Genomic DNA, 18,985 nt, shown 5'->3' on the forward strand with positions numbered 1-18,985 from the left:
TTGAAACCCTGGAGCCCACAATGAAACTATTCAGAACGATCGCGGCGCTGGCCGCCGTATGTGCATTCGGCGCGGCCACGCCCGCGTGGTCGCAAAGCAAGACGATCTACATCGGCATGAACGGCGGTCCGATGGAAAAGGCCTATACGAGCCAGGTGCTGCCCGACTTCGAGAAAGCGAATAACGTGAAAGTGGTGGTGGTGCCGGGCACCTCGTCCGACATTCTCGCCAAGCTTCTCGCCAACAAGGCGAGCCCGCAGATCCACGTGGTGTTTCTCGACGACGGCGTGATGGCGCGCGCGGTCAGCATGGGCATCTGCAAAAAGCTCGACGATTCGCCGGTACTCAAGGAACTCTATCCGTTCGCGCGAATGAAAGACGACATCGGCGCGGGTGTGCAACTCGGCATGACCGGCATTGCGTACAACAAGAAGCTGTTCGCCGATAAAGGCTGGGCGCCGCCGACCTCATGGATGGACTTCGCCGATCCGAAATACAAGGGCAAGGTGGTGTTCCAGTCGGCGTCGAGCAGCACGTTCGGCCTGCACGGCTTTCTCGCCATCAATCGCCTGATGGGCGGCAGCGAGCAGAACGTCGAGCCGGGCTTCACGAAATGGGCCAGCACGGTCGGGCCGAATGTCGTCGAATACGTGCCGAACTCGGCGAAGATTTCCGAAATGGTTCAGACCGGCGAAGCGGGCCTGTTCCCGTTGACGCCGACCGCCGTCGGCGATCTGCAGGAAAAAGGCATTCCGGTCGGTTACGTGAATCCGAAGGAAGGGCCGGTGTTGCTGCTGGTCGATCTGTGCGTGGTGAACAACAACCCCGATCCGCAACTCGCGCAAAAACTGGCGCAGTTCCTGCTGTCCGCGCCGGCTCAGACCAAAGCCGCCGATGCCGGCTGGCAGATTCCGACCAACCGTCTCGCGAAGATGCCGGCTTCGATGCAGCAAAGCCTCGGCAATCTCGACGATCTGGTGCGCAAGGTCACGGTAGTGGATTGGGACACGATCAACGCGCATCGCGCACAGTGGGATACGCGCTGGAACCGGCAGATCGAGCAGTAAGATCGTTGTGCTCTGAAGGGAACGGGTGCGTTCCCTTCAGAAGATCACCGATAACGCAACCGCCAGCCAGATTCCCGCGACGCCGGCGAGAAACAGATGCCGTGCAATGCGTATGCGGGAATCGTTGTCTTCGGATGAGACGGGACTTGTCGCCATCCACGGCACGATCCCGAGGCATGCGAACCCGAGCAGCGCGAATATGAAGACCATGATGTCGGCAACGCGCCATTTGGTCGGGTCATACAAGCCCCAGTAGCCGAGAAAGACGATGCCGATCGAGAAGATCGTCGCCGACGCGGCACTGAGGGCGGGTACTGATCCACTTGGACTCCGCATGCTTCACCTCCGGCGATCGGCCTATAACGGTCAACCTTGCGCCTCTCGCCGCGCACCCGGATCGTTCGAGTCGCTCAGCGCGTTCAGGAGGTGCGGGTCAGCCTCGCTTCATACGTCTTCAGATGACTATAGGCGATCCGCAGCAACGACAAGCCGTGTTCGCCCTTCTGCGCGTCGCCGCCGCGCGAGATCAGATCGCCGAGAATGTGATCCGCCTCGGTATGCGAGCGATTTTCGACGTCGCGCAGCATCGAGGCCGTCAGCGGCGACGGCGTGAGCAGCGTTTGCGTGGCGCGCGCGTCGAAGTCCGGGCCCATCGTAAAGCCCTTGCTTTCGGCAACCGCGCGGCACTCGCCCAGCAGATTCTCGATCACCCGCTTGCCGTCCGGCGCAGCCAGAATATCGCCGACCGAACCGCGCATCAAGCACGTACTGGCCGCCAATGTGGCCAGGAACACCCACTTCTCCCACATGCGCAGCAGGATGTTGTCGCTGACCACGCCGTCGAAGCCGGCACCGGCCATCGCCGCCGCGATCGCTTCCACGCGGGCCGACGCGCCGCCCTGCAATTCGCCGAAGGTGATCGCGTGCGTGTCGTTCAGATGCACGATGTGCTGTTCGGCGTTCAGCGTCGCGGCAATCACGCATTGGCCGCCCAGCACGCGCGCCGCGCCGAACTTCTCCGTGAGGACGTCGATGTGGCGCATGCCGTTGAGGAGCGGCAGGATCGCCGTGGATTCGCCGACCAGCGGTGCGAACGAATCGATCGCGTCGTCGAGACTGTAGGCCTTGCAGCTCAGCAGCACCACATCGAACGGTTCCGCGCTCACGCCGGCGAGGATCGTGTTGACGTCATGCAGCGTGAGATCGCCGCGCGCGCTCTGGATCACGAGCCCGTCGCGCTGGAGTTTTTCCGCGCGGCCCGGGCGCACCAGAAAGGTCACGTCCTGGCCGGCCGCGGCGAGACGTCCACCGAAGTAGCCGCCCACGGCCCCTGCCCCTACTACTAGAATTCGCATCGTTTGCCTCTTGATAGATTGGGTCACGCTTGTCGCGCTGCGGTGCGTGTGCAGAATGTAGCAAAGAATAGCGAAGCGCATCGGCCACGATTGCTTCGCCGCGCACGCCGCAATGCAGCACGGGTTACGTCAGATCAATCGCCGCACGCTTCGAGTCACAGTGATAGCGTGCCGCAGATCGTGCGTTCGTAGAGTTCGAGCATGCCCGGCACGTCCGCGACCATGCAGACCTTGCATGCGGGACGGCCGTCCCAGTCGGGCGCGGGCACCGGCATCGTCGACGGTTTCTGGATGGTCTGGCCGACCGCCATGCCGTCCGTCAGCACGCGCACCGCGCCGCTGCGGGTCGAATACAGATGCGGCGCCAGCACATAGGCCACCGCCGACGAATCGTGCACGTAAATACCCGAGAGTTGCGCGCTCGCTTCGTGGAAGGCCTCGTAATGCCGCGACACGTCCCACACGAATTGCCCTGCTGCGCCGCCCCGCTCGCGCAGCGACGCGAGATAGTCGCGGCTCATGATCGAGCGCTGCGTGACGTCGAGCCCGACGATTGCCACCGGCCATGCGGCGCCGAACACGAGGTCGGCCGCATCGGGGTCGCCGAGAATATTCGCTTCGGCAGCGGGCGTCACGTTGCCGAGCACGCCGTCGGTGCCGAATGCGCCGCCCATGATCACCACCTGCTTCACCAGCATCGCGATCTGCGGATCGTCGGCCAGCGCGAGCGCGAGATTCGTGAGCGGGCCGACCGCGATCAGCGTCACTTCGCCGGGATGCGCGCGCACGGTGTCGATGATGAAACGGTGCGCCGGGCGAGCGTCCAGCGTGCCCTGCACCGCGGCATCGAACACGATGTTGCCGAGCCCGTTGTCGCCGTGAATCCACGCGAGCGGTTCCGGCGCGGCGCGCCTGAGCGGCGCCGCCGCGCCTCGCGCAACCGGTGCGTGCCGCGCGAACTTCCCGGCCAGATATAGCGCGTTGCGCGTGGTCGTTTCGATCGTGTTGTTGCCGAACACGCTCGTCAAGCCGAGCAGTTCGATATCCGGGTGCAACGCCTGAAACACCAGCGCCATTGCATCGTCCACGCCGGGATCGGTGTCGTAAATAACCTTGTGCCTGCTCATAGATAGAATGCGTCCGGCAATTGCTCGCGCGCGGTCGTGTCGCGCGTGTCGCCCCGCAGATTGCCGAGGCGAATCTGCAACTCGGGGCCGCCGAGTTCGATGATCACCTGGCGGCACGCGCCGCACGGTGCAATCGGGCCGTCCGTATCGCCGATCACGGCCAGCGCGGCGAACTGGTCGCGTTGATAGCCCGCCGCGATCGCGCTGAAAAACGCGGTACGTTCCGCGCAATTGCACAAGCCGTACGAAGCGTTCTCGACATTGCAGCCGTCGAAAACACGGCCGTCTTTCGTGAGCAGCGCCGCGCCCACCTTGAACTTCGAATAAGGCGCGTAGGCCCGTTCTCGCGCGACACCCGCGCGCTCCAGCAGTTGTTCCAGATTCATGAACCGGTCCTCATCAGTTGAGCGTGATGAACATGCCCGCAATCGTCGCGCTCATCAGGTTCGACAGCGTCGCGGCGAGCACCACACGCAAGCCGTAGCGCGCGACTTCGGCGCGGCGTTCCGGCGCGACGGCGCTGAAGCCGCCCGTCAGCACCGCGATCGACGCGAAGTTCGCGAAGCCGCACAACGCAAACGACAGAATCGCAATGGTACGCGGATCGAGCGCCTGCAAGCCAGCGGCAGTGACGCTCGCGGCATCCTTCAGATACGGCGACAGCGACGCGTACGCGACGAACTCGTTGAGAATGATCTTCTGGCCGAGGAAGTTGCCGGCCAGCGCCGCTTCGTTCCAGGGCACGCCGATCAGATACGCGAGCGGCGCGAACACGGTGCCGAGCACCGACTGCATCGACAGTTGCGGCTCACCGAACCAGCCGCCGATGCCGCCCACGATCCCATTGAGCAACGCGATCAGGCTCACGAACGCGATCAGCATCGCACCGACCATCACCGCGATTTTCAGGCCGACGGTTGCGCCGGAACTCGCGGCCTCGATCACATTCGCGGGGCGCTTTTCGTCGAAGCTGAGATTGTCGGGATGCACGCGGCTCGCCTCGGTGCTCGGGTGGATGATCTTCGCGAACAGCAAGCCGCCGGGCACCGCCATGAACGAAGCCGCGAGCAGATAATCGACGCGCACGCCGAGACCCGCATAACCCGCCAGCACGGAACCGGCCACCGCCGCCATCCCGCTCGACATCACCGCGAACAGCTCGGCGCCGGTCATGTCGCGCACGAACGGCTTGACCACCGCGGGCATTTCGCTTTGACCGAGGAAGATCGTCGTGACCGCCGAGAACGATTCGAGCTTCGACACGCCGAGCAGCTTCTGGAACAACGTGCCGAGCACGAGCACGACCCAGCGCATCACGCCGAGGTAGTACAGCACCGAGATCAGCGCGGTCACGAAGATGATGGCCGGCAGCACGCGCACGGCGAACACGAAGCCGCCGTCGCCGAACACCTGGAACATCTTCGCCTGCACGAGGCCGCCGAACAGGAACTCGATGCCCGCATTGCCGTAGCCCAGCACATGATTGACGCCCGACGCGGCCGCCGACAGGATCGTCTTGCCGACCGGCACGAACAGAATGAATGCACCGATGCCGATCTGCGCGAGCAAAGCGGTGCTTACGGTTCGTAAGCGGATCGCGCGACGGTTGGTCGAGAAGAGGAAAGCGATGAGCAGGAGTACCGCGATACCGAGAAGGTTTCGTGCGATCAGGGCCATGTGTCTCAAGGTTATTGTGAAGTTGGCAGTGATCCTAAACGAAACTTTGCGCGGGAAGAAAAACTTTGATGACGCGCAGTGAGGGTTTGTTGAGTCGCGGTATGCAGGTTGATGCGAGCTGCATTTAACAAGTGTGAGGGCGGCGCGTCCCGCCCATACATCACGCGCCGCAACCCTGCTCAGAGCACTTCAAGCGCGAGTGCAATCCCTTGGCCGCCGCCGATGCACAGCGTAACGATGCCGCGCTTCAAGCCGTCGCGGCGCATCGAATGCACGAGTCGCGTGGTCAACACCGCACCGGTCGCGCCGATCGGATGGCCGTGCGCGATCGCGCCGCCTTGCACGTTGATCAGTTCATCCGCGATGCCGAGTTTGCGCGCGACCGCGATCGGCACGGCGGCGAAGGCCTCATTGATCTCGAAGCGCTCGACGTCTTCGAGGCGCCAACCCGCGCGGGCCAGCGCCAGTTGCACGGCCGGCACCGGGCCGAGTCCGAACAGACCCGGCTCGACCGCCGCGACGCCATACGCCACCAGCCGCGCAAACGGCTCGATGCCGCGCGCTTCTGCAAAACCGCGTTCGGCGACCAGCATCGCTGCCGCGCCGCTGTTCAGGCCCGGCGCGTTGCCCGCGGTAATCGTGCCGTCCGGACGGAACGCCGGGCGCAGTTTCGCGAGCGTTTCGATCGTGGTGTCGGGGCGCGGCTGCTCGTCGCTCGTGAAATGCTGCGGGCCCTTGCGCCCCTGGGTTTCGACGGCCACCAGTTCGGCGCCGAAATCGCCGCGCGCCTGCGCTTCTGCAAAACGCTGTTGCGAGCGCGCGGCCCAACGGTCCTGCGCTTCACGCGTGATATCGAATTGCGCGACGAGGTCTTCGGTATGCCAGCCGGAATGCTCGCCAGAAAATGCGTCGTTCAGGCCGTCGCGCAACAGGCTGTCGTGGATTTGCGCGTTGCCCATCCGGTAGCCCCAGCGACCACCGTCGAGTAGATACGGCGCGCGATCCATGTTCTCCATCCCGCCGGCCACCGCGGCATCGCCGAGGCCGAGCCAGATTTCCTGTGCCGCGGACGCAATGGCCTGCGCGCCGGAACCGCACACGCGATTGACCGTCAACGCCGGCACCGCCACCGGCACGCCGCCGCCGATCGATGCCTGGCGCGCGGGGTTCATCTTGTTGCCGGCCTGAATCACGTTGCCCAGCACCACCGAGGCCAACGCGGCCGGATCGAGACCGCTGCGCCGCAGCGTTTCACGCACGGCGGTCGCGCCGAGCTCCGTAGCGGGCACGTCCTTCAGTGCACCGCCGAACGCACCGATCGGCGTTCTCACCGGATTGCAGATCACCACTTCTCGCGTACTCATCGCTCACTCTCCTGTTGGATTACACCACCCATCGCCGCACGCAGTCGCATCAATTCGCCGATGCCGCCGTGACCGTGCCCGGCACATCCCAGCCGCCGCCCAGCGAGCGGTACAACGCCACCGCCGAGAGCGCGTGTTCACGTTTCGCCTGATTCAACGATTCCGCGTCGCGCAAATACGCTTCCTGCGCGGCGAGCACGTCGAGGAAACTCGATGCACCGCCCTTGTACAGTTCGCTCGACAGGCGCAACGCATGGTCCGACGCATCGAGCGCGCCGCCGAGGCGCTGCACCTGCACCGCGCCATTTACCAGATCGCTGCGGTTGTCCTCGATCTCCTTCAACGCTTGCAGCATCGTCTGTTGCAGACCGAGTTGCGATTCGCGCATGCGGCTTTCGCTCGCGTCGATATTCGCGGTGATGCGCCCGGCGTTGAAGATCGGGCTGGTCGCGCTCAACGCGGCGCTGAACAGGTTGTCGGTCAACGTCGGCAAACCCAGATACGACGAAGCGAGCAGACCATCCGCGAGATCGAGCCGGAACTGCGGATAGCGCTGCGCTCTCGACACGCCCACTTCGGCCGCGCGTTGTTCGACGGTTGCATACGCGGTGCGAACGTCCGGGCGCTGCAACAGCGCTTCCGACGGCAACGTCTGCGGCACGCTTTGCGCGGGCACCGGAATTTCGCGTGCGTTCGCGAGCAGCAGACTGTCCACGCTTTCCGGCGTGCGCCCCGAATACACCGCGATCAGACTCAACTGATGCTGCACCGTCGACTGCATGCGCGGAATTTGCGCCTGCAAATCCTCCAACTGGTTCTGCGCGCGAGCGACGTCGAGTTGCGTCGAAAGCCCGTAATGCAGACGCTGTTGCGTGAGCTTCAACGCGCGCGCGCGGATCTGTTCGTTGTCGTTGAGGATCTGCAGCTGCGCTTGCGCCCAGCGCAGATCGATATACGCCGCCGCGGTATTGGCCGCGAGCGCGAGCCGCACCTGGTTCAGCGCGGCCTGACGCCCCGACACTTGCGCCTGGGCGGCCAGCACCGCAAGCCGTTGTCCGCCGAAGACATCGGGCGTCCAGCTCGCCGCGAGGCCGAAACCCGCCTGGCGCACGTAGCCGAGCGGCGGCGGTGTGTTCTCGCGTGCGTCGGAAGCGCTCGCATTCGCATTCAGTTCCGGCAACAACGCCGCGCGATTTTGCGTCGCGAGATCCTGCGCCTGCTTCACGCGCTCCACGGCCGCCTGCACATCGAGATTGCCTGTCAGCACCGACTCGACCAGTTGATGCATGACAGGGTCGCCGAATTGCGACCACCATGCCTCGGCGTTCACCGCGTCTTTCGGCGCGTCGACACTCCACGCTTCGGGCGCGACGGTCTGCACCGTATGCGGCAGATCGGCGTGCGTGGCGGGCTGAACCGCGCACGCTGCAAGCGTCAATAACGCGGCGCTGGCCAATGTTTTGATAACGAGGGATTTCATGCTGGATTCCTCAATGAGCATCCGGAGGTGGCGCGGAATTGCCAAACGGCCGCGAGAACAGCACGCTCAGCAAACCGATCAGAAAACAGAGCGACAAGACGAAGAACGTATCGGAGAACGTCAGCACCAATGCTTCGCGCAATACCAGCGCGTGCAATTGCGCGAGCCCGGCGTTGGCCGCGTCGAGCACGTCGCCGCCCACCGCCGCGAAGTGCGTGGTCTGCTGCTGCAAAATCGATTCGACTACCGGACGTCCCACGTTCAGGTGTGTGTCCAGACGCTCGTAGTGGAGATTCAGACGATCATTCAGCATCGTGCTGCTCACCGCAATGCCGATTGCACCGCCAAGATTACGCATCAGATTGAAGAGACCGCTCGCGGAGCGCAGCCTCGACATCGGCAATGAACCCAGCGCCATCGTGACGATGGGCGGAATGCAGAACTGTTGGCCGATGCCGCGCAACGCCTGCGGAATCAACAGTTCCTGCCAGCCCCATTGATTGGTCAACGGCACATACAGATAACAGCCGACACCGAACAGCACGAGCCCGAACACCAGCAAAATCCGCATATCGATGAAGCGCGCGACAATCGAATACGCGACCATCGCGACCAGTTGGAAGCAGCCGACCGACAGCAACGCCATACCGATCTGCAACGAATCGAAACCCCGCACACGCGCGAGAAACAGCGGCGTCAGAAACACCGCGCAGAAAATCCCGATCCCGGTGATGAACGACAGCAAACTGCCGATCCCGAAGTTGCGGATCGCGAGCGCGCGCAAATCGACGATCGGCTCTTTCGCGGTGAACGCATGCACGATGAACAGGAAACCGCAGATCGCCGATACCCACGTGCAGGTCAGGATCACGTCGTCGCTGAACCAGTTCTTGCGCGGCCCTTCTTCCAGCACATATTCGAGGCAACCGAGAAAACCCGACATCAGAAGAATGCCGAAGTAGTCGCCGGTTTTCAGCAGCGACATCTCGACCTTGTCGAAATTCACGTACTTCGGCACCATCACCGTCACGATCACGCCCGGCACCAGATTCAGATAGAACAGCCAATGCCACGACCATTGCGACGTAATCCAGCCGCCGATCACCGGGCCGACGGTCGGCGCGAGCGTGGCGAGCGCGCTGATCGTGGTGGACGCAATCAGCCGCTGCTTGCCGGGAAATAGCACGAATGCCGTCGTAAACACGGTCGGAATCATCGCGGCGCCGAGTGCGCCCTGCAAGCCGCGAAACAGGATCATCGAGTTGATGTCCCACGCGAGGCCGCACAACATGCTGGTGATCGTGAAGCCGAGTGCCGAGAACGCGAAGACCCAGCGTGTCGAAAACACGCGCGTCAGCCAGCCCGACATCGGAATCACCAGAATCTCCGCGATCAGATACGAGGTTTGCACCCACGAGAGTTCATCCTGGCTCGCGGACAAGCCGCCGCCGATATCTCTCAGCGACGACGCGACGATCTGGATATCGAGCGTCGCCATGAAGAACCCGACGCACATCAGCGTGAACGCGAGGACTCGGGTTCGTATCGGCATCTCGGCGGGGTTGGCGAATGCTTGGGTCATGATCGTCGCCGTTTAGCCGTTGGCTGCAGAGTTGGCCGCGAGGTTTGCAGCGGGATTGCCTGCGCCGAGATGCACCTTCACCGTTGCGGAAAGGCCCGGGCGCAATACGCCTTGCATCTCTTTCGGCACTTCGAGGCGCACGCGTACCGGCACGCGCTGCACGATCTTCGTGAAGTTGCCGGTCGCGTTCTCCGCCGGCAGCACGCTGAAGGTCGCGCCGGTCGCCGGAGCAACGCTTTCCACCACGCCGTGCAGCCCTTTGCTCGACGCATCGAGATCGACGTCGACGCTATCGCCCACGTGCATCTTCTTCAACTGGTCTTCCTTGAAGTTGGCATCGACCCACAGCCCGCTCGACGGCACGACCGTCAGCAGCGACACGCCCGTGTTCGCCAGCAACCCGACACGCGCGGTGCGGTTGCCGACATAACCGTCGATCGGCGAGCGGATCGTCGTGTACTCGACGTTCAGCGCCGCGACGCGTTGCGCGGCCTGCGCGGTGGCGATGCGCGCCTCGGCGTCGCCGATCTGCGCGTCGAGCACCGCGATCTGCCGCTGCGCGGCGATCAGCGCCGCGTTGCTGCGCTCGACGGCCGCGTGCGCCTTGGTCAGATCGGCATCCGCGCGCTCGACCACCTGGTTCGACACCGCGTCGTCTTTCACCAGTTCGCGATAGCGCGTCTGGTCGGCGGCGCTGCGCGTCAATTCGGCGCCCGACGCGCGGACCTCCGCGGCCTGCTCGTTGATCGTCGCGAGTTGCAAGGATTTCTTCGCCTGCAACTCCGTGACCGAAGCCTGCGCGCTCTGCACTTCCGCGCTGGCCTGCGCGAGGCGTGCGTCATAGTCGCGCGCATCGAGACGGATCAGCACCTGGTTCGCGTGGACGAACTGGTTGTCGCGCACCAGCACGTCGGTGACGAAGCCGTTCACTTTCGGCGCCATCACGGTCACGTCGCCGCCGACGTAGGCGTCGTCAGTCGTCTCCACGAAGCGGCCGACAAAAAACCAGTAGGACACCGCCAGCGCGAGCACGACGATAACCGTGATGATCGCGAGCAGCATCCACGGAATACGCCGTGCCGGCCGCGCGGCGTTGGCCGCGTTGGGCGGAGCGATAGTCGAAGGTGTAGTGGACATGATGGTTTAATGTGCGTATGCACTCATTAAGCTGGAAAAAAAGCGCAGTGGAATGCGCCGGCCATGATCCGCTCTGCGCGGGTCCGATTCAAATGGGATCTTTCGTCATATCGAACAGTTCGCTGCGCAATGCCGCCGCACGCTGTTCGCCGAAACGGTGCTCGAATTCTGCTTGCGCCGCGTGCCAGTGCTGGCGTCCGGCCATCAAGCGCTCTTCACCGGCCGCCGTCAATGCAATCGACAACGCGCGAGCGTCGGCTCCCAGTGCTTCGCTCGACACGAGCCCGTTGCGCCGCAGCGGCTGGATCGTGCGAACCAGCGTGGTGCGCTGCATACGCATGACTTCGGCCAGTTGCTTCATCGTCATCGGACCCATGCGCTTCAACCGCCCCAGCAACGAAAACTGTGTGATGGTGAGACCGGCATTGGCAAGATGACGGTCGTAGAGTTGCGACACGTAACGAGCCGCCTGACGGATCGCAAAGCAGTCGTCTTCGATCAGTGCTTCCATTGCTGCGCTTCCTTCTTCGAGAGTGCGTATGCACACAATCCGACACGCGAAAACTCGCTAAAGCGAGCCGTCCGCCGTTGCTAACCGGTGATGTTGAACAGTTCCGAACGCAGCGCCTTCGCACGCGCTTGACCGAACTTTGCTTCGAATTCGTCCTGCGCGGCGCGCCACGCAATGGTCGCCTGATCGAAAGTCGCCTCGCCCTGCTCCGTGAGACTGAACAGATAGGTGCGGCCGTCGTGCTCTGCCGATTCGGCAACGACGAGGCCGTCGCGCTGCAACGGTTTCAACGCGCGGACCAGCGTGGTGCGTTCCATCACCATCGCGTCGGCGAGGTCGGTCATGGGTAGGTTCGGCTTGCGGGCGAGCTTGGCCAGAATCGTGAACTGCGCGGCCGTGAGCCCCACCTGCCCGAGATGGCGCTCGTAAATCTGCGTGACGTGCCGCGCCGCCTGGCGCAGCGCAAAGCAGTTGCATTCGTCGTGGGAAATGGGACGCTTCATGAAGCGCAGTCTATATGTGCATACGCACAGAGTCAAGTTTTTCGCGCTTCGGCATGTTACGGCGCCTCGGCGTGGGGGTGTTGCAACTGCTGTTCTCGCAAATTCACGCAGACGCAACCTGGACTCGTCGACGTGACCGCGAACCAAGCTGTCTCCTTGAAAACGGCACGCCGGAGCAATCCGGCGAGCCGTCGTGCTTTCGCGCAACGTTCCGCTCACATCAAAGCAACCGGTACGCGAGACGCGCCGCTACTCTCGCCGTGCGCTTGTCCTGATCGAGCGCGGGGTTGTACTCGGCAATATCGGCCGCGCGCAATTTGCCGGATGCGCGTATGCGCTGCACCATCGCTTCGACTACCGACAACGGCACACCCAACGCAGCAGGCGCAGATACGCCGGGCGCGGTAGCCGCCGGCAGCACGTCAAGATCGATAGTCAGATAGACATCGTCCGCTGTATCGAGCAATGGCTGCAGATCCTGCAAACGCTGCGCTAATTGCGGCTCCTGCATATCGACATCGAGTACATAATGCACGCCGAGCTCGGCCGCGTGCGCGAATAGCGATGCGGTATTGCCCAGATCGCTGATCCCAAAGCACGCATAATTAAAAGGCAGGCCGCATTCGGCGCAATCGTTCGCAATCTGATCGAAGGGTGTGCCGGAATTCGCGGGGCGCTTCTGACGAAGATCGAAGTGGGCGTCGAAGTTGACGATCAGCAGTTTGCGCGAAGCAATCGGCGCTGACCTCACACGCTCTTCGTACATGCGCAAACCGCTATACGTCCCCCACGCCACCTCATGTCCGCCACCGAACACCAATGGCCGGCCGCCGCTCGCAAGCACTTCACAAACCGCATTCGCGAGTTCCGCTTGTGCGCTTTCCAGATCGCCGTCGTCGCACACCACATCGCCTGCGTCGGCGAGCGCGGGTATCGAAGCTTTCGCCGGCAAACCCGCCAATGCGCGACGCAACTCCTTCGGCGCGTGCGCTGCCCCGATGCGCCCCTGGTTGCGCCGCACACCTTCGTCGGAACCGAAGCCGATGATCACCGGCACCGCATTTAAATACGTTGCACCGCAAAACGCCACGACCTGATTGAAAACACGCCGTGTGTCGCCAGGCTCGCCGTCGTCCGAGCGGCCTGCCCATGCCTTGTCGTCGAATGGAACTCTCATGCGCGCGACAACACTGCCTGCAAAAAAGCCCGCGTGCGCGGCTGCGAGGGCGCCGAGAATATCTCGGCGGGCGGCCCGGCTTCGACGATCGCGCCGCCGTCCATCACCACCACCACGTCAGCCACTTCTTTCGCAAAACCCATTTCGTGCGTGACGACGACCATCGTCATCCCCTCGCTCGCCAGCAACTTCATCACTTGCAGCACTTCGCCGACCAGTTCAGGATCGAGCGCCGAAGTCGGCTCGTCGAACAGCATCACGCGCGGTTGCATCGCCAATGCCCGCGCAATCGCCACGCGTTGCTTCTGGCCGCCCGACAGACTCGCCGGCATCACGTGCGCTTTGTGCGCGAGGCCGACCTTTTCCAGCAACGCGATCGCGGCCGCTTCGGCTTGCGCCTTGCTCGCGCCGCGCAACATCCGCGGACCGACCGTAATGTTATGCAGCACCGACAGATGCGGAAACAGGTTGAACGACTGAAACACCATGCCGACTTCCGTGCGCAGCGCATTCAGCGAACGCTCCTTGAGCATCGTCCCCTGATCGACCAGACGATGCCCGCAGATGTCGATCGTGCCGCCCTCGGCCTGCTCAAGCCCATTGCAGCAACGCAGAAACGTACTCTTGCCCGAGCCGCTCGGTCCGATCACCACGACGACCTGCTGCGGCTGAATGTCGAAGTCGATACCGTTCAGCACGGTATGCGCGCCGAACGATTTGGTCAGCCCGCGAATGCTGACGATAGGCTCGTTGATTGCCGTTGTCGTATTCATTGCACCATTCCTCCTGCACGCAAACGACGCTCCACACGATGCAGCGCGTAGTTGGTCGCCTGCGTCAACACCAGATAGACCAGCGCGATCGCCAGATACACTTCGAGCGAACGGTACGACACGCTGATGATTTTCTGACCCTCGTGCATCAGATCGTCGATGGTCAGCAGCGAAACCAGCGCCGAGTTCTTGATCAACGCGATGAACTCGTTGCCGAGCGGCGGGATCATCCGCACGATCGCCTGCGGCAGAATGATCGCCCGCATCGCCTGCCCCGACGACATCCCGATCGAACGCGCGGCTTCCATCTGCCCACGATCCACCGACTGAATCGCGCCGCGCACGATCTCCGACACATAGGCCGCCGAATACAAGCCGAGCCCGAGCATGCCGCACACGAACGCCGGCAACAGAATGCCGAACTGCGGCAGCCCGAAGAACAGCAGGAACAGTTGCACGAGCAGCGGCGTGCCGCGGAAGAACGTCAGATACGCGGTGCACAGGCCGTACACGATGCGCCGCTGCGGCGTGAGCCGGCCGATACCGATCAACAGGCCCAGCACGCAGCTCAGCGCGAGCGATGCGGCGGTCACTTCGACCGTCGTCACCGCGCCGTGCAGGATGTCGGGCCAGCCGGCGATCACCGGCGAGAAATCGAGGTCCATGAATAGGCTCAGCTAGTTATTGCGCGGTGGCGCCGAACCACTTCTTCACGATGGCCGCATACGTGCCGTCGGCCTTGATCTTCGCAAGCGCCGCGTTGAAGGCCGTCTTCAGTTGCGGTTCGTCCTTGCGCACGGCAATCCCGTACGCTTCTGTCGTCAGCGGCTTGTCCAGCACGCGGAAACCGCCGCGCGTTTTCACCAGTTGATAGGCGGCAGGCTTGCCGGTGACAGCGGCGTCGGCGCGGCCGATGCCCACCAGATCGAACATCTCCTGATTCTTCTCGACTTCCACGCGATTGATTTGCGGAAAGTTGTCGCGCAGGAAGTTCACCGATTTCGTGCCGACCTGCACCGAGACTTTCTTACCATTCAGATCGGTGACGGACTTGATCGGCGAATCGCTCTTCACCAGCACGACGAGGCCGCCGGCATAGTAGGAATCGGTGAAGTCGACCACTTTCGCACGCTCGTCGGTGATGTAGATGCCGGAAATTGCCGCGTCGAAACGATGTGCGATCAGGCCGGGAATCAGCCCTTTGAAGTCGATGTCGGTCCACTGCACGCGCTTGCCCATCTCTTTTGCAAGTGCGTTCATCACGTCGACGTCGAAACCGGTGCGTGCGCCGTTCTCGGTGAACTCCATCGGTGGAAACGTCGCGTCGGTCGCGACGTTCAGCACGTCCGCGGTTTGCGCGGATGCGGCGCCGGAAAAGCCCGCAAACATCGCGACGGTAACGCAGACGGCGGAGAGCAGTTTGTTCAGTTTCATGGGAAGGGCTCCTTGTGGTTTCGTTGGTGCTTTCAGATAGTTTGGAATCCGGATCGAATGCTCGCGCACGATCAATCGGTTTGCATATGCCCGGAAATGGCACGGGCCGTGCGTAGCGTCCCGTCGATGAATTGGCTTTCGCGGCCGATGGCGCGCGTCGACGGCGCCATCAACGTGATCGACGCGCTGCTGAGCGCGCCGCGTCCGCTGCGATGAAAGATCGGGGCGCTCACGCCCCACACGCCCGGATCGACTTCGCTGTCGCTGACGGCGTAGCCCTGCGCACGAATTTGCGTGAGTTCGGCTTCGATCGCGGCGCGGCCGGCAGGGTCGTTGTCGAACACACTGTCCAGCACGTCCGCACGCGCTTTGTCCGCCATGAAAGCCAGCAGCGATTTCGCCGAGGCACCCGATTTCAGCGGCACAGCGCGGCCTTTCTCGAACGAGCAGCGCAGCGAGTGCTGACTGTCGACCATTTCGAGGCACATCACCTGATGCTTGACCGCGACCACCAGGCCGATGCTTTCCTGCGACGCACGCGCCAGTTGTTGCATCTCCGCGCGGCTTGCTTCGACGAGCAGCGAGTTCACGTCGAAACCGAGCGCGAGTTGCAGACTGATCGGCCCCGGCGCGTAGTGACCGGCGTTCTCGGCAACGAAGCCCCAGCGTTTGAGCAACGCGATTTGCCGGTACAACGTGCTTTGCGCGAGACCGGTGACGGCGAGCAGATCCTTGACGGACATGGCCTTGCCGTGACTGGCAAGCGCGGCCAGCACCAGCAACACCCGTTCAGCACCTGTCACACCCTGTTCCGCGTTCACGATGAAAACTACCCACAATGAATAACGGGATCAGGATGCCAGAACGTTCTCGGATTTCAAAAATCAGATTCCCAAGGAATGGGAATGAAGGGAGAGGGTTTTCCCCGGAAGGGCGCAAATGAACAGCAGACGTTACACCGGATATGTATCCCAGTCCGTGTAGGGGCGAGGCACGGCCCCACACTCACACTTGCAGGACAACAATTCGCCATAAAAAATGCTTATTTTTGTTTCGTATTTGTGAAAATTTGACAAAGCTATTGACGCAGTCATCTCCGTAAATTAATTTCGCTTACCTGATCACTTTTTTACTTCGCTTAGTAGCTATAGCTTTTAGACACCAAGCGTTGACACACATACTTGCAAAGCGCTAGCCAGTCGCAAAAATACTTCTTAGGACAAAGATTCCCTCTGCTTATCTTTGGTTAAGACGCCTTGACCGTGTTTGCCTACTTCCTTGTTTCAATAGCATATGACCAAAGTGAGTTTACTTAATTCGTTCTGGATTCTACTCAACGGCTCGGATTACCAGATCGGCGAAGGTTATACATGGAAAAAAACTGTCTTCAGGACCGCCGTGGCTTTCTCCGTAGCATTTCCTCTTTTCAATTTGTCGTTCAGTCAACTCTACACTGGCGCTTTACCACCCAAAGCCTCACTCATCCGAAGTATTGGAAACTTTACGACCGGAAACTATGACCGATACGCACTGAACAGGAGATATTCAATAAATTTCCATGCCGCGGACGGGAAAACATACTATTTGATGGATGGCGACTTGAATATTGAGAAAATTGGAAATCCCAATACAGGAACAATTCTTTACGTGGAAGGCTTCATTCTCATGGACGGCCACGGATTTTTCTGGCCCACCCTTATAAAAGAATTAGATGGAAAAACATTACTTCACCAGGACGATTCGAATCGAAGTCTGGCAGAAAATCGAGACCCTTTCACGATGAAAAAGCTGCTATGGGAATATGGCCTGGTTCTTCCCTTATGGCTTATTTCGCTTTCAAATGCAATAAAATTGAGAAATAAATTTCGCGGGATTTAAGTCGAGGTTATCAAAAAAATTCACAAACTCGCCTCAATATTAAATTTCGCAACCCGTACTTATTTACAAACTGGATAAACCTGTTTAAATGACAAATCAGACTTTTATTGAAGCGATCAGCGACATCGTGGCTTTTGCAACCGGCGTGTCAGTCGGCGCGGCGGACGCGGTTAATTCCACTCAGCAAGCGGTCGCCGAGCAAGCCACGTCTAAAAAAGTCATCGCTACGGCCGGAGCGGCGAACGACTTGTTCGGTGTGGTGACGGGAGGAATGCAGCAAACCTTGCAACAGTTTTCCGCGACGTCTGAGGAAGCCACACGATTATTAGGCGAAGCCGGGGCCAGATCGTCGGTATTGGGTTTGAGCATATCCGGGCTTCCCATCGTCAGTAAGATATTCAGTGGGAATGTTGCGAAGATTACGTCAAGCGAGCTAGATGCACTTTCCGGCGCGGCTTTGCTGGCAGGCGCAGTGGTACTGCCGGAAGCAGCAGCGGTTCTCACAGTCACCGGTTCGCTGATGATCGCGGCATCGATATTCGACACAAACTCGGACCATACAATCGGGAACGCGCTAGCCCAGCTAAAAAACCTGATCCAGCCTTACTACAGTCAACTCGCCCCATCCGATCAGGCCGCATTCGCAGAGGCGATGTCGGACGCAATGCAATCCACGCTATCCGGCGGCATGCTTGTACCGCAAGTGAACGACGCAGGCTGGATCACCGGATACACGGCCGAAAAGCCCACCAGTGTCAACCCGAACGGCAACGGAACCGAATACACGTTCGCGTCTGGCGTAACTTATATCGCGGGCACAGTAACGGACGACGACCCGTTGACAGATTCACCAGGCGGTTCAACCCAAGACGTCTGGACCATTCCAGAGACCAGCACGAACAACACTCAAACGCTCGACATCCATCAGGACGGCAGCTACACAAACAGATTCACTGATTCGGCGGGAAATCGCGTTACGGAAATCTACATCACCGGATCATCTGCAAGCTACACAGTGGCGCCAATGAGCGGGGATTACCAGTTTATCTACGTTGCCGGCACCAACGATCAGATCACCATCCACGGCGACAGCAACTGCATATCGCTGGCCGACAACAACCACATCACCCTCGACGGCGCCAACAATGCTGTCCACGCAGGAGCCGGCACCACAATCGACTTTGGCCCGGCCGACGGCAACATCATTTACAACGACATCACGGGCGAACATCTCTCCGTTGCAGGAGGAACCATCAACGTTACGGGTGCGCTGAATGGCGGCTGCGGTGGCGAGGAGGTTACCCTCGGCACGACCAACCATCTCACGATCAATGCAGACGGCTCGAAGACGCTCACCCTTCGGTACGACGGCGACGACCGCGTCTACCATCGCACATACAACGCGGCTGGCGTCCAAACCGAAGTACTGGTGATCAATCCGGATGGCGGATACGGAGATCAGATCTATGACGCCGCAACCGGGCTGGAGACGCAGGCAATATTCGCAAGCGCCGACGGCTCGGGATTTGTCATGAAGTTCAATGCAGCCCAGCAGTTGATTGAACAGGACTACATCAGAGTGAGCGGGCCCTCTTCCCAGTTTCTCAAGGATCCGGTCACCGGGCAAACCATCGCCTTCAATACCATTAGCGGAGGACCACTACCCCACCTGGATTACGACCCGGGAACGGATACCGTCACATGGAATTCGCAGGGTAACGGTGCCGTCCTCACGGCAGCTTCGGCTCACTCGGAATCCGATCATCAGGCCGTTCAACTGATTCAAGCAATGGCCGCTTACGCACCGGCTTCATCGGTGTCGACCAGTCTCCAGGCCACGCCGTCCGAAAGCTCGCAGCTAATGCTAGCCGCCTCTGTGCACTAACTCGTCGATATATCGGCGCTCGTAAGGCACGTGTG

19 protein-coding genes are annotated in these 18,985 nt (G+C 61.3%); 3 read left to right on the forward strand and 16 right to left on the reverse strand.

Annotation, left to right across the window (positions count from 1 at the left end; genetic code table 11):
* The first annotated feature begins 20 nt into the window (after nt 1-20).
* Nucleotides 21-1,067 (forward strand): ABC transporter substrate-binding protein, encoded by a 1,047-nt coding sequence (locus PQQ51_RS09220; RefSeq protein ID WP_408496461.1) that lies wholly within the window; start codon nt 21-23, stop codon nt 1,065-1,067.
* Between the two features lie 36 nt (nt 1,068-1,103).
* On the opposite strand, the gene PQQ51_RS09225 is transcribed toward PQQ51_RS09220, so the two are convergent.
* The 16 genes from PQQ51_RS09225 to PQQ51_RS09300 all read right to left on the reverse strand — a co-directional run bounded on the left by PQQ51_RS09225 (nt 1,104) and on the right by PQQ51_RS09300 (nt 16,008).
* Nucleotides 1,104-1,403 (reverse strand): hypothetical protein, encoded by a 300-nt coding sequence (locus PQQ51_RS09225; RefSeq protein ID WP_408496462.1) that lies wholly within the window; start codon nt 1,401-1,403, stop codon nt 1,104-1,106.
* 83 nt (nt 1,404-1,486) lie between these two features.
* Entirely contained in the window at nt 1,487-2,422 is a 936-nt protein-coding gene (panE, locus tag PQQ51_RS09230; RefSeq protein WP_408496463.1) for a 2-dehydropantoate 2-reductase, read from the reverse strand.
* Between the two features lie 155 nt (nt 2,423-2,577).
* Entirely contained in the window at nt 2,578-3,549 is a 972-nt protein-coding gene (locus tag PQQ51_RS09235) for a nucleoside hydrolase (RefSeq protein WP_408496464.1), read from the reverse strand.
* Nucleotides 3,546-3,935: a cytidine deaminase gene (locus PQQ51_RS09240; RefSeq protein WP_408496465.1), complete on the reverse strand. Its 390-nt coding sequence runs from the start codon at nt 3,933-3,935 to the stop codon at nt 3,546-3,548. The genes PQQ51_RS09235 and PQQ51_RS09240 overlap by 4 nt, the downstream gene beginning before the upstream one ends.
* A gap of 13 nt (nt 3,936-3,948) precedes the next feature.
* Complete coding sequence (locus tag PQQ51_RS09245; RefSeq protein WP_408496466.1) at nt 3,949-5,226, reverse strand: NupC/NupG family nucleoside CNT transporter; 1,278 nt, start codon at nt 5,224-5,226, stop codon at nt 3,949-3,951.
* A 179-nt stretch (nt 5,227-5,405) separates the two neighbouring features.
* Entirely contained in the window at nt 5,406-6,590 is a 1,185-nt protein-coding gene (locus PQQ51_RS09250; protein ID WP_408496467.1) for a thiolase family protein, read from the reverse strand.
* A gap of 49 nt (nt 6,591-6,639) precedes the next feature.
* Complete coding sequence (locus tag PQQ51_RS09255) at nt 6,640-8,070, reverse strand: efflux transporter outer membrane subunit (RefSeq protein WP_408496468.1); 1,431 nt, start codon at nt 8,068-8,070, stop codon at nt 6,640-6,642.
* 10 nt (nt 8,071-8,080) lie between these two features.
* Nucleotides 8,081-9,652, reverse strand: a complete 1,572-nt coding sequence (locus PQQ51_RS09260) for a DHA2 family efflux MFS transporter permease subunit (protein ID WP_408496469.1) — start codon at nt 9,650-9,652, stop codon at nt 8,081-8,083.
* A 12-nt stretch (nt 9,653-9,664) separates the two neighbouring features.
* Complete coding sequence (locus tag PQQ51_RS09265; protein WP_408496470.1) at nt 9,665-10,789, reverse strand: HlyD family secretion protein; 1,125 nt, start codon at nt 10,787-10,789, stop codon at nt 9,665-9,667.
* Between the two features lie 88 nt (nt 10,790-10,877).
* Entirely contained in the window at nt 10,878-11,300 is a 423-nt protein-coding gene (locus PQQ51_RS09270) for a MarR family winged helix-turn-helix transcriptional regulator (RefSeq protein ID WP_408496471.1), read from the reverse strand.
* A gap of 80 nt (nt 11,301-11,380) precedes the next feature.
* Nucleotides 11,381-11,803, reverse strand: coding sequence for a MarR family winged helix-turn-helix transcriptional regulator (locus PQQ51_RS09275; RefSeq protein ID WP_408496472.1), 423 nt, complete (start codon nt 11,801-11,803; stop codon nt 11,381-11,383).
* A 220-nt stretch (nt 11,804-12,023) separates the two neighbouring features.
* Nucleotides 12,024-12,980, reverse strand: a complete 957-nt coding sequence (gene hutG, locus PQQ51_RS09280; RefSeq protein WP_408496473.1) for a formimidoylglutamase — start codon at nt 12,978-12,980, stop codon at nt 12,024-12,026.
* On the reverse strand, nt 12,977-13,753 hold the full coding sequence (locus PQQ51_RS09285) for an amino acid ABC transporter ATP-binding protein (RefSeq protein WP_408496474.1): 777 nt from the start codon (nt 13,751-13,753) through the stop codon (nt 12,977-12,979). Before PQQ51_RS09285 ends, hutG begins: the two co-directional genes overlap by 4 nt.
* On the reverse strand, nt 13,750-14,418 hold the full coding sequence (locus PQQ51_RS09290) for an amino acid ABC transporter permease (protein ID WP_408496475.1): 669 nt from the start codon (nt 14,416-14,418) through the stop codon (nt 13,750-13,752). The genes PQQ51_RS09285 and PQQ51_RS09290 overlap by 4 nt, the downstream gene beginning before the upstream one ends.
* 16 nt (nt 14,419-14,434) lie before the next feature.
* Nucleotides 14,435-15,187 (reverse strand): transporter substrate-binding domain-containing protein, encoded by a 753-nt coding sequence (locus tag PQQ51_RS09295; RefSeq protein ID WP_408496476.1) that lies wholly within the window; start codon nt 15,185-15,187, stop codon nt 14,435-14,437.
* 71 nt (nt 15,188-15,258) lie between these two features.
* Nucleotides 15,259-16,008, reverse strand: a complete 750-nt coding sequence (locus tag PQQ51_RS09300; RefSeq protein ID WP_408496477.1) for an IclR family transcriptional regulator — start codon at nt 16,006-16,008, stop codon at nt 15,259-15,261.
* Nucleotides 16,009-16,480: 472 nt separating this feature from the next.
* On the opposite strand from PQQ51_RS09300, the gene PQQ51_RS09305 reads away from it, so the two are divergent.
* Both PQQ51_RS09305 and PQQ51_RS09310 read left to right on the forward strand, forming a co-directional pair.
* Nucleotides 16,481-17,065 (forward strand): hypothetical protein, encoded by a 585-nt coding sequence (locus tag PQQ51_RS09305; protein WP_408496478.1) that lies wholly within the window; start codon nt 16,481-16,483, stop codon nt 17,063-17,065.
* Nucleotides 17,066-17,153: 88 nt separating this feature from the next.
* Nucleotides 17,154-18,950, forward strand: coding sequence for a DUF3060 domain-containing protein (locus PQQ51_RS09310; protein ID WP_408496479.1), 1,797 nt, complete (start codon nt 17,154-17,156; stop codon nt 18,948-18,950).
* Nucleotides 18,951-18,985: the final 35 nt, after the last annotated feature.

The sequence above is a fragment of the Paraburkholderia xenovorans genome, assembly GCF_046030735.1.
Taxonomy (GTDB): Bacteria; Pseudomonadota; Gammaproteobacteria; order Burkholderiales; family Burkholderiaceae; genus Paraburkholderia; species Paraburkholderia xenovorans_A.

Excerpts from the sequence above, each read along its gene's own strand:
- PQQ51_RS09220 (WP_408496461.1), top strand. The coding sequence starts at position 21 with ATGAAACTATTCAGAACGATCGCGGCGCTGGCCGCCGTATGTGCATTC.
- PQQ51_RS09225 (WP_408496462.1), bottom strand. The coding sequence starts at position 1,403 with ATGCGGAGTCCAAGTGGATCAGTACCCGCCCTCAGTGCCGCGTCGGCG.
- panE (WP_408496463.1), bottom strand. The coding sequence starts at position 2,422 with ATGCGAATTCTAGTAGTAGGGGCAGGGGCCGTGGGCGGCTACTTCGGT.
- PQQ51_RS09235 (WP_408496464.1), bottom strand. The coding sequence starts at position 3,549 with ATGAGCAGGCACAAGGTTATTTACGACACCGATCCCGGCGTGGACGAT.
- PQQ51_RS09240 (WP_408496465.1), bottom strand. The coding sequence starts at position 3,935 with ATGAATCTGGAACAACTGCTGGAGCGCGCGGGTGTCGCGCGAGAACGG.
- PQQ51_RS09245 (WP_408496466.1), bottom strand. The coding sequence starts at position 5,226 with ATGGCCCTGATCGCACGAAACCTTCTCGGTATCGCGGTACTCCTGCTC.
- PQQ51_RS09250 (WP_408496467.1), bottom strand. The coding sequence starts at position 6,590 with ATGAGTACGCGAGAAGTGGTGATCTGCAATCCGGTGAGAACGCCGATC.
- PQQ51_RS09255 (WP_408496468.1), bottom strand. The coding sequence starts at position 8,070 with ATGAAATCCCTCGTTATCAAAACATTGGCCAGCGCCGCGTTATTGACG.
- PQQ51_RS09260 (WP_408496469.1), bottom strand. The coding sequence starts at position 9,652 with ATGACCCAAGCATTCGCCAACCCCGCCGAGATGCCGATACGAACCCGA.
- PQQ51_RS09265 (WP_408496470.1), bottom strand. The coding sequence starts at position 10,789 with ATGTCCACTACACCTTCGACTATCGCTCCGCCCAACGCGGCCAACGCC.
- PQQ51_RS09270 (WP_408496471.1), bottom strand. The coding sequence starts at position 11,300 with ATGGAAGCACTGATCGAAGACGACTGCTTTGCGATCCGTCAGGCGGCT.
- PQQ51_RS09275 (WP_408496472.1), bottom strand. The coding sequence starts at position 11,803 with ATGAAGCGTCCCATTTCCCACGACGAATGCAACTGCTTTGCGCTGCGC.
- hutG (WP_408496473.1), bottom strand. The coding sequence starts at position 12,980 with ATGAGAGTTCCATTCGACGACAAGGCATGGGCAGGCCGCTCGGACGAC.
- PQQ51_RS09285 (WP_408496474.1), bottom strand. The coding sequence starts at position 13,753 with ATGAATACGACAACGGCAATCAACGAGCCTATCGTCAGCATTCGCGGG.
- PQQ51_RS09290 (WP_408496475.1), bottom strand. The coding sequence starts at position 14,418 with ATGGACCTCGATTTCTCGCCGGTGATCGCCGGCTGGCCCGACATCCTG.
- PQQ51_RS09295 (WP_408496476.1), bottom strand. The coding sequence starts at position 15,187 with ATGAAACTGAACAAACTGCTCTCCGCCGTCTGCGTTACCGTCGCGATG.
- PQQ51_RS09305 (WP_408496478.1), top strand. The coding sequence starts at position 16,481 with ATGACCAAAGTGAGTTTACTTAATTCGTTCTGGATTCTACTCAACGGC.
- PQQ51_RS09310 (WP_408496479.1), top strand. The coding sequence starts at position 17,154 with ATGACAAATCAGACTTTTATTGAAGCGATCAGCGACATCGTGGCTTTT.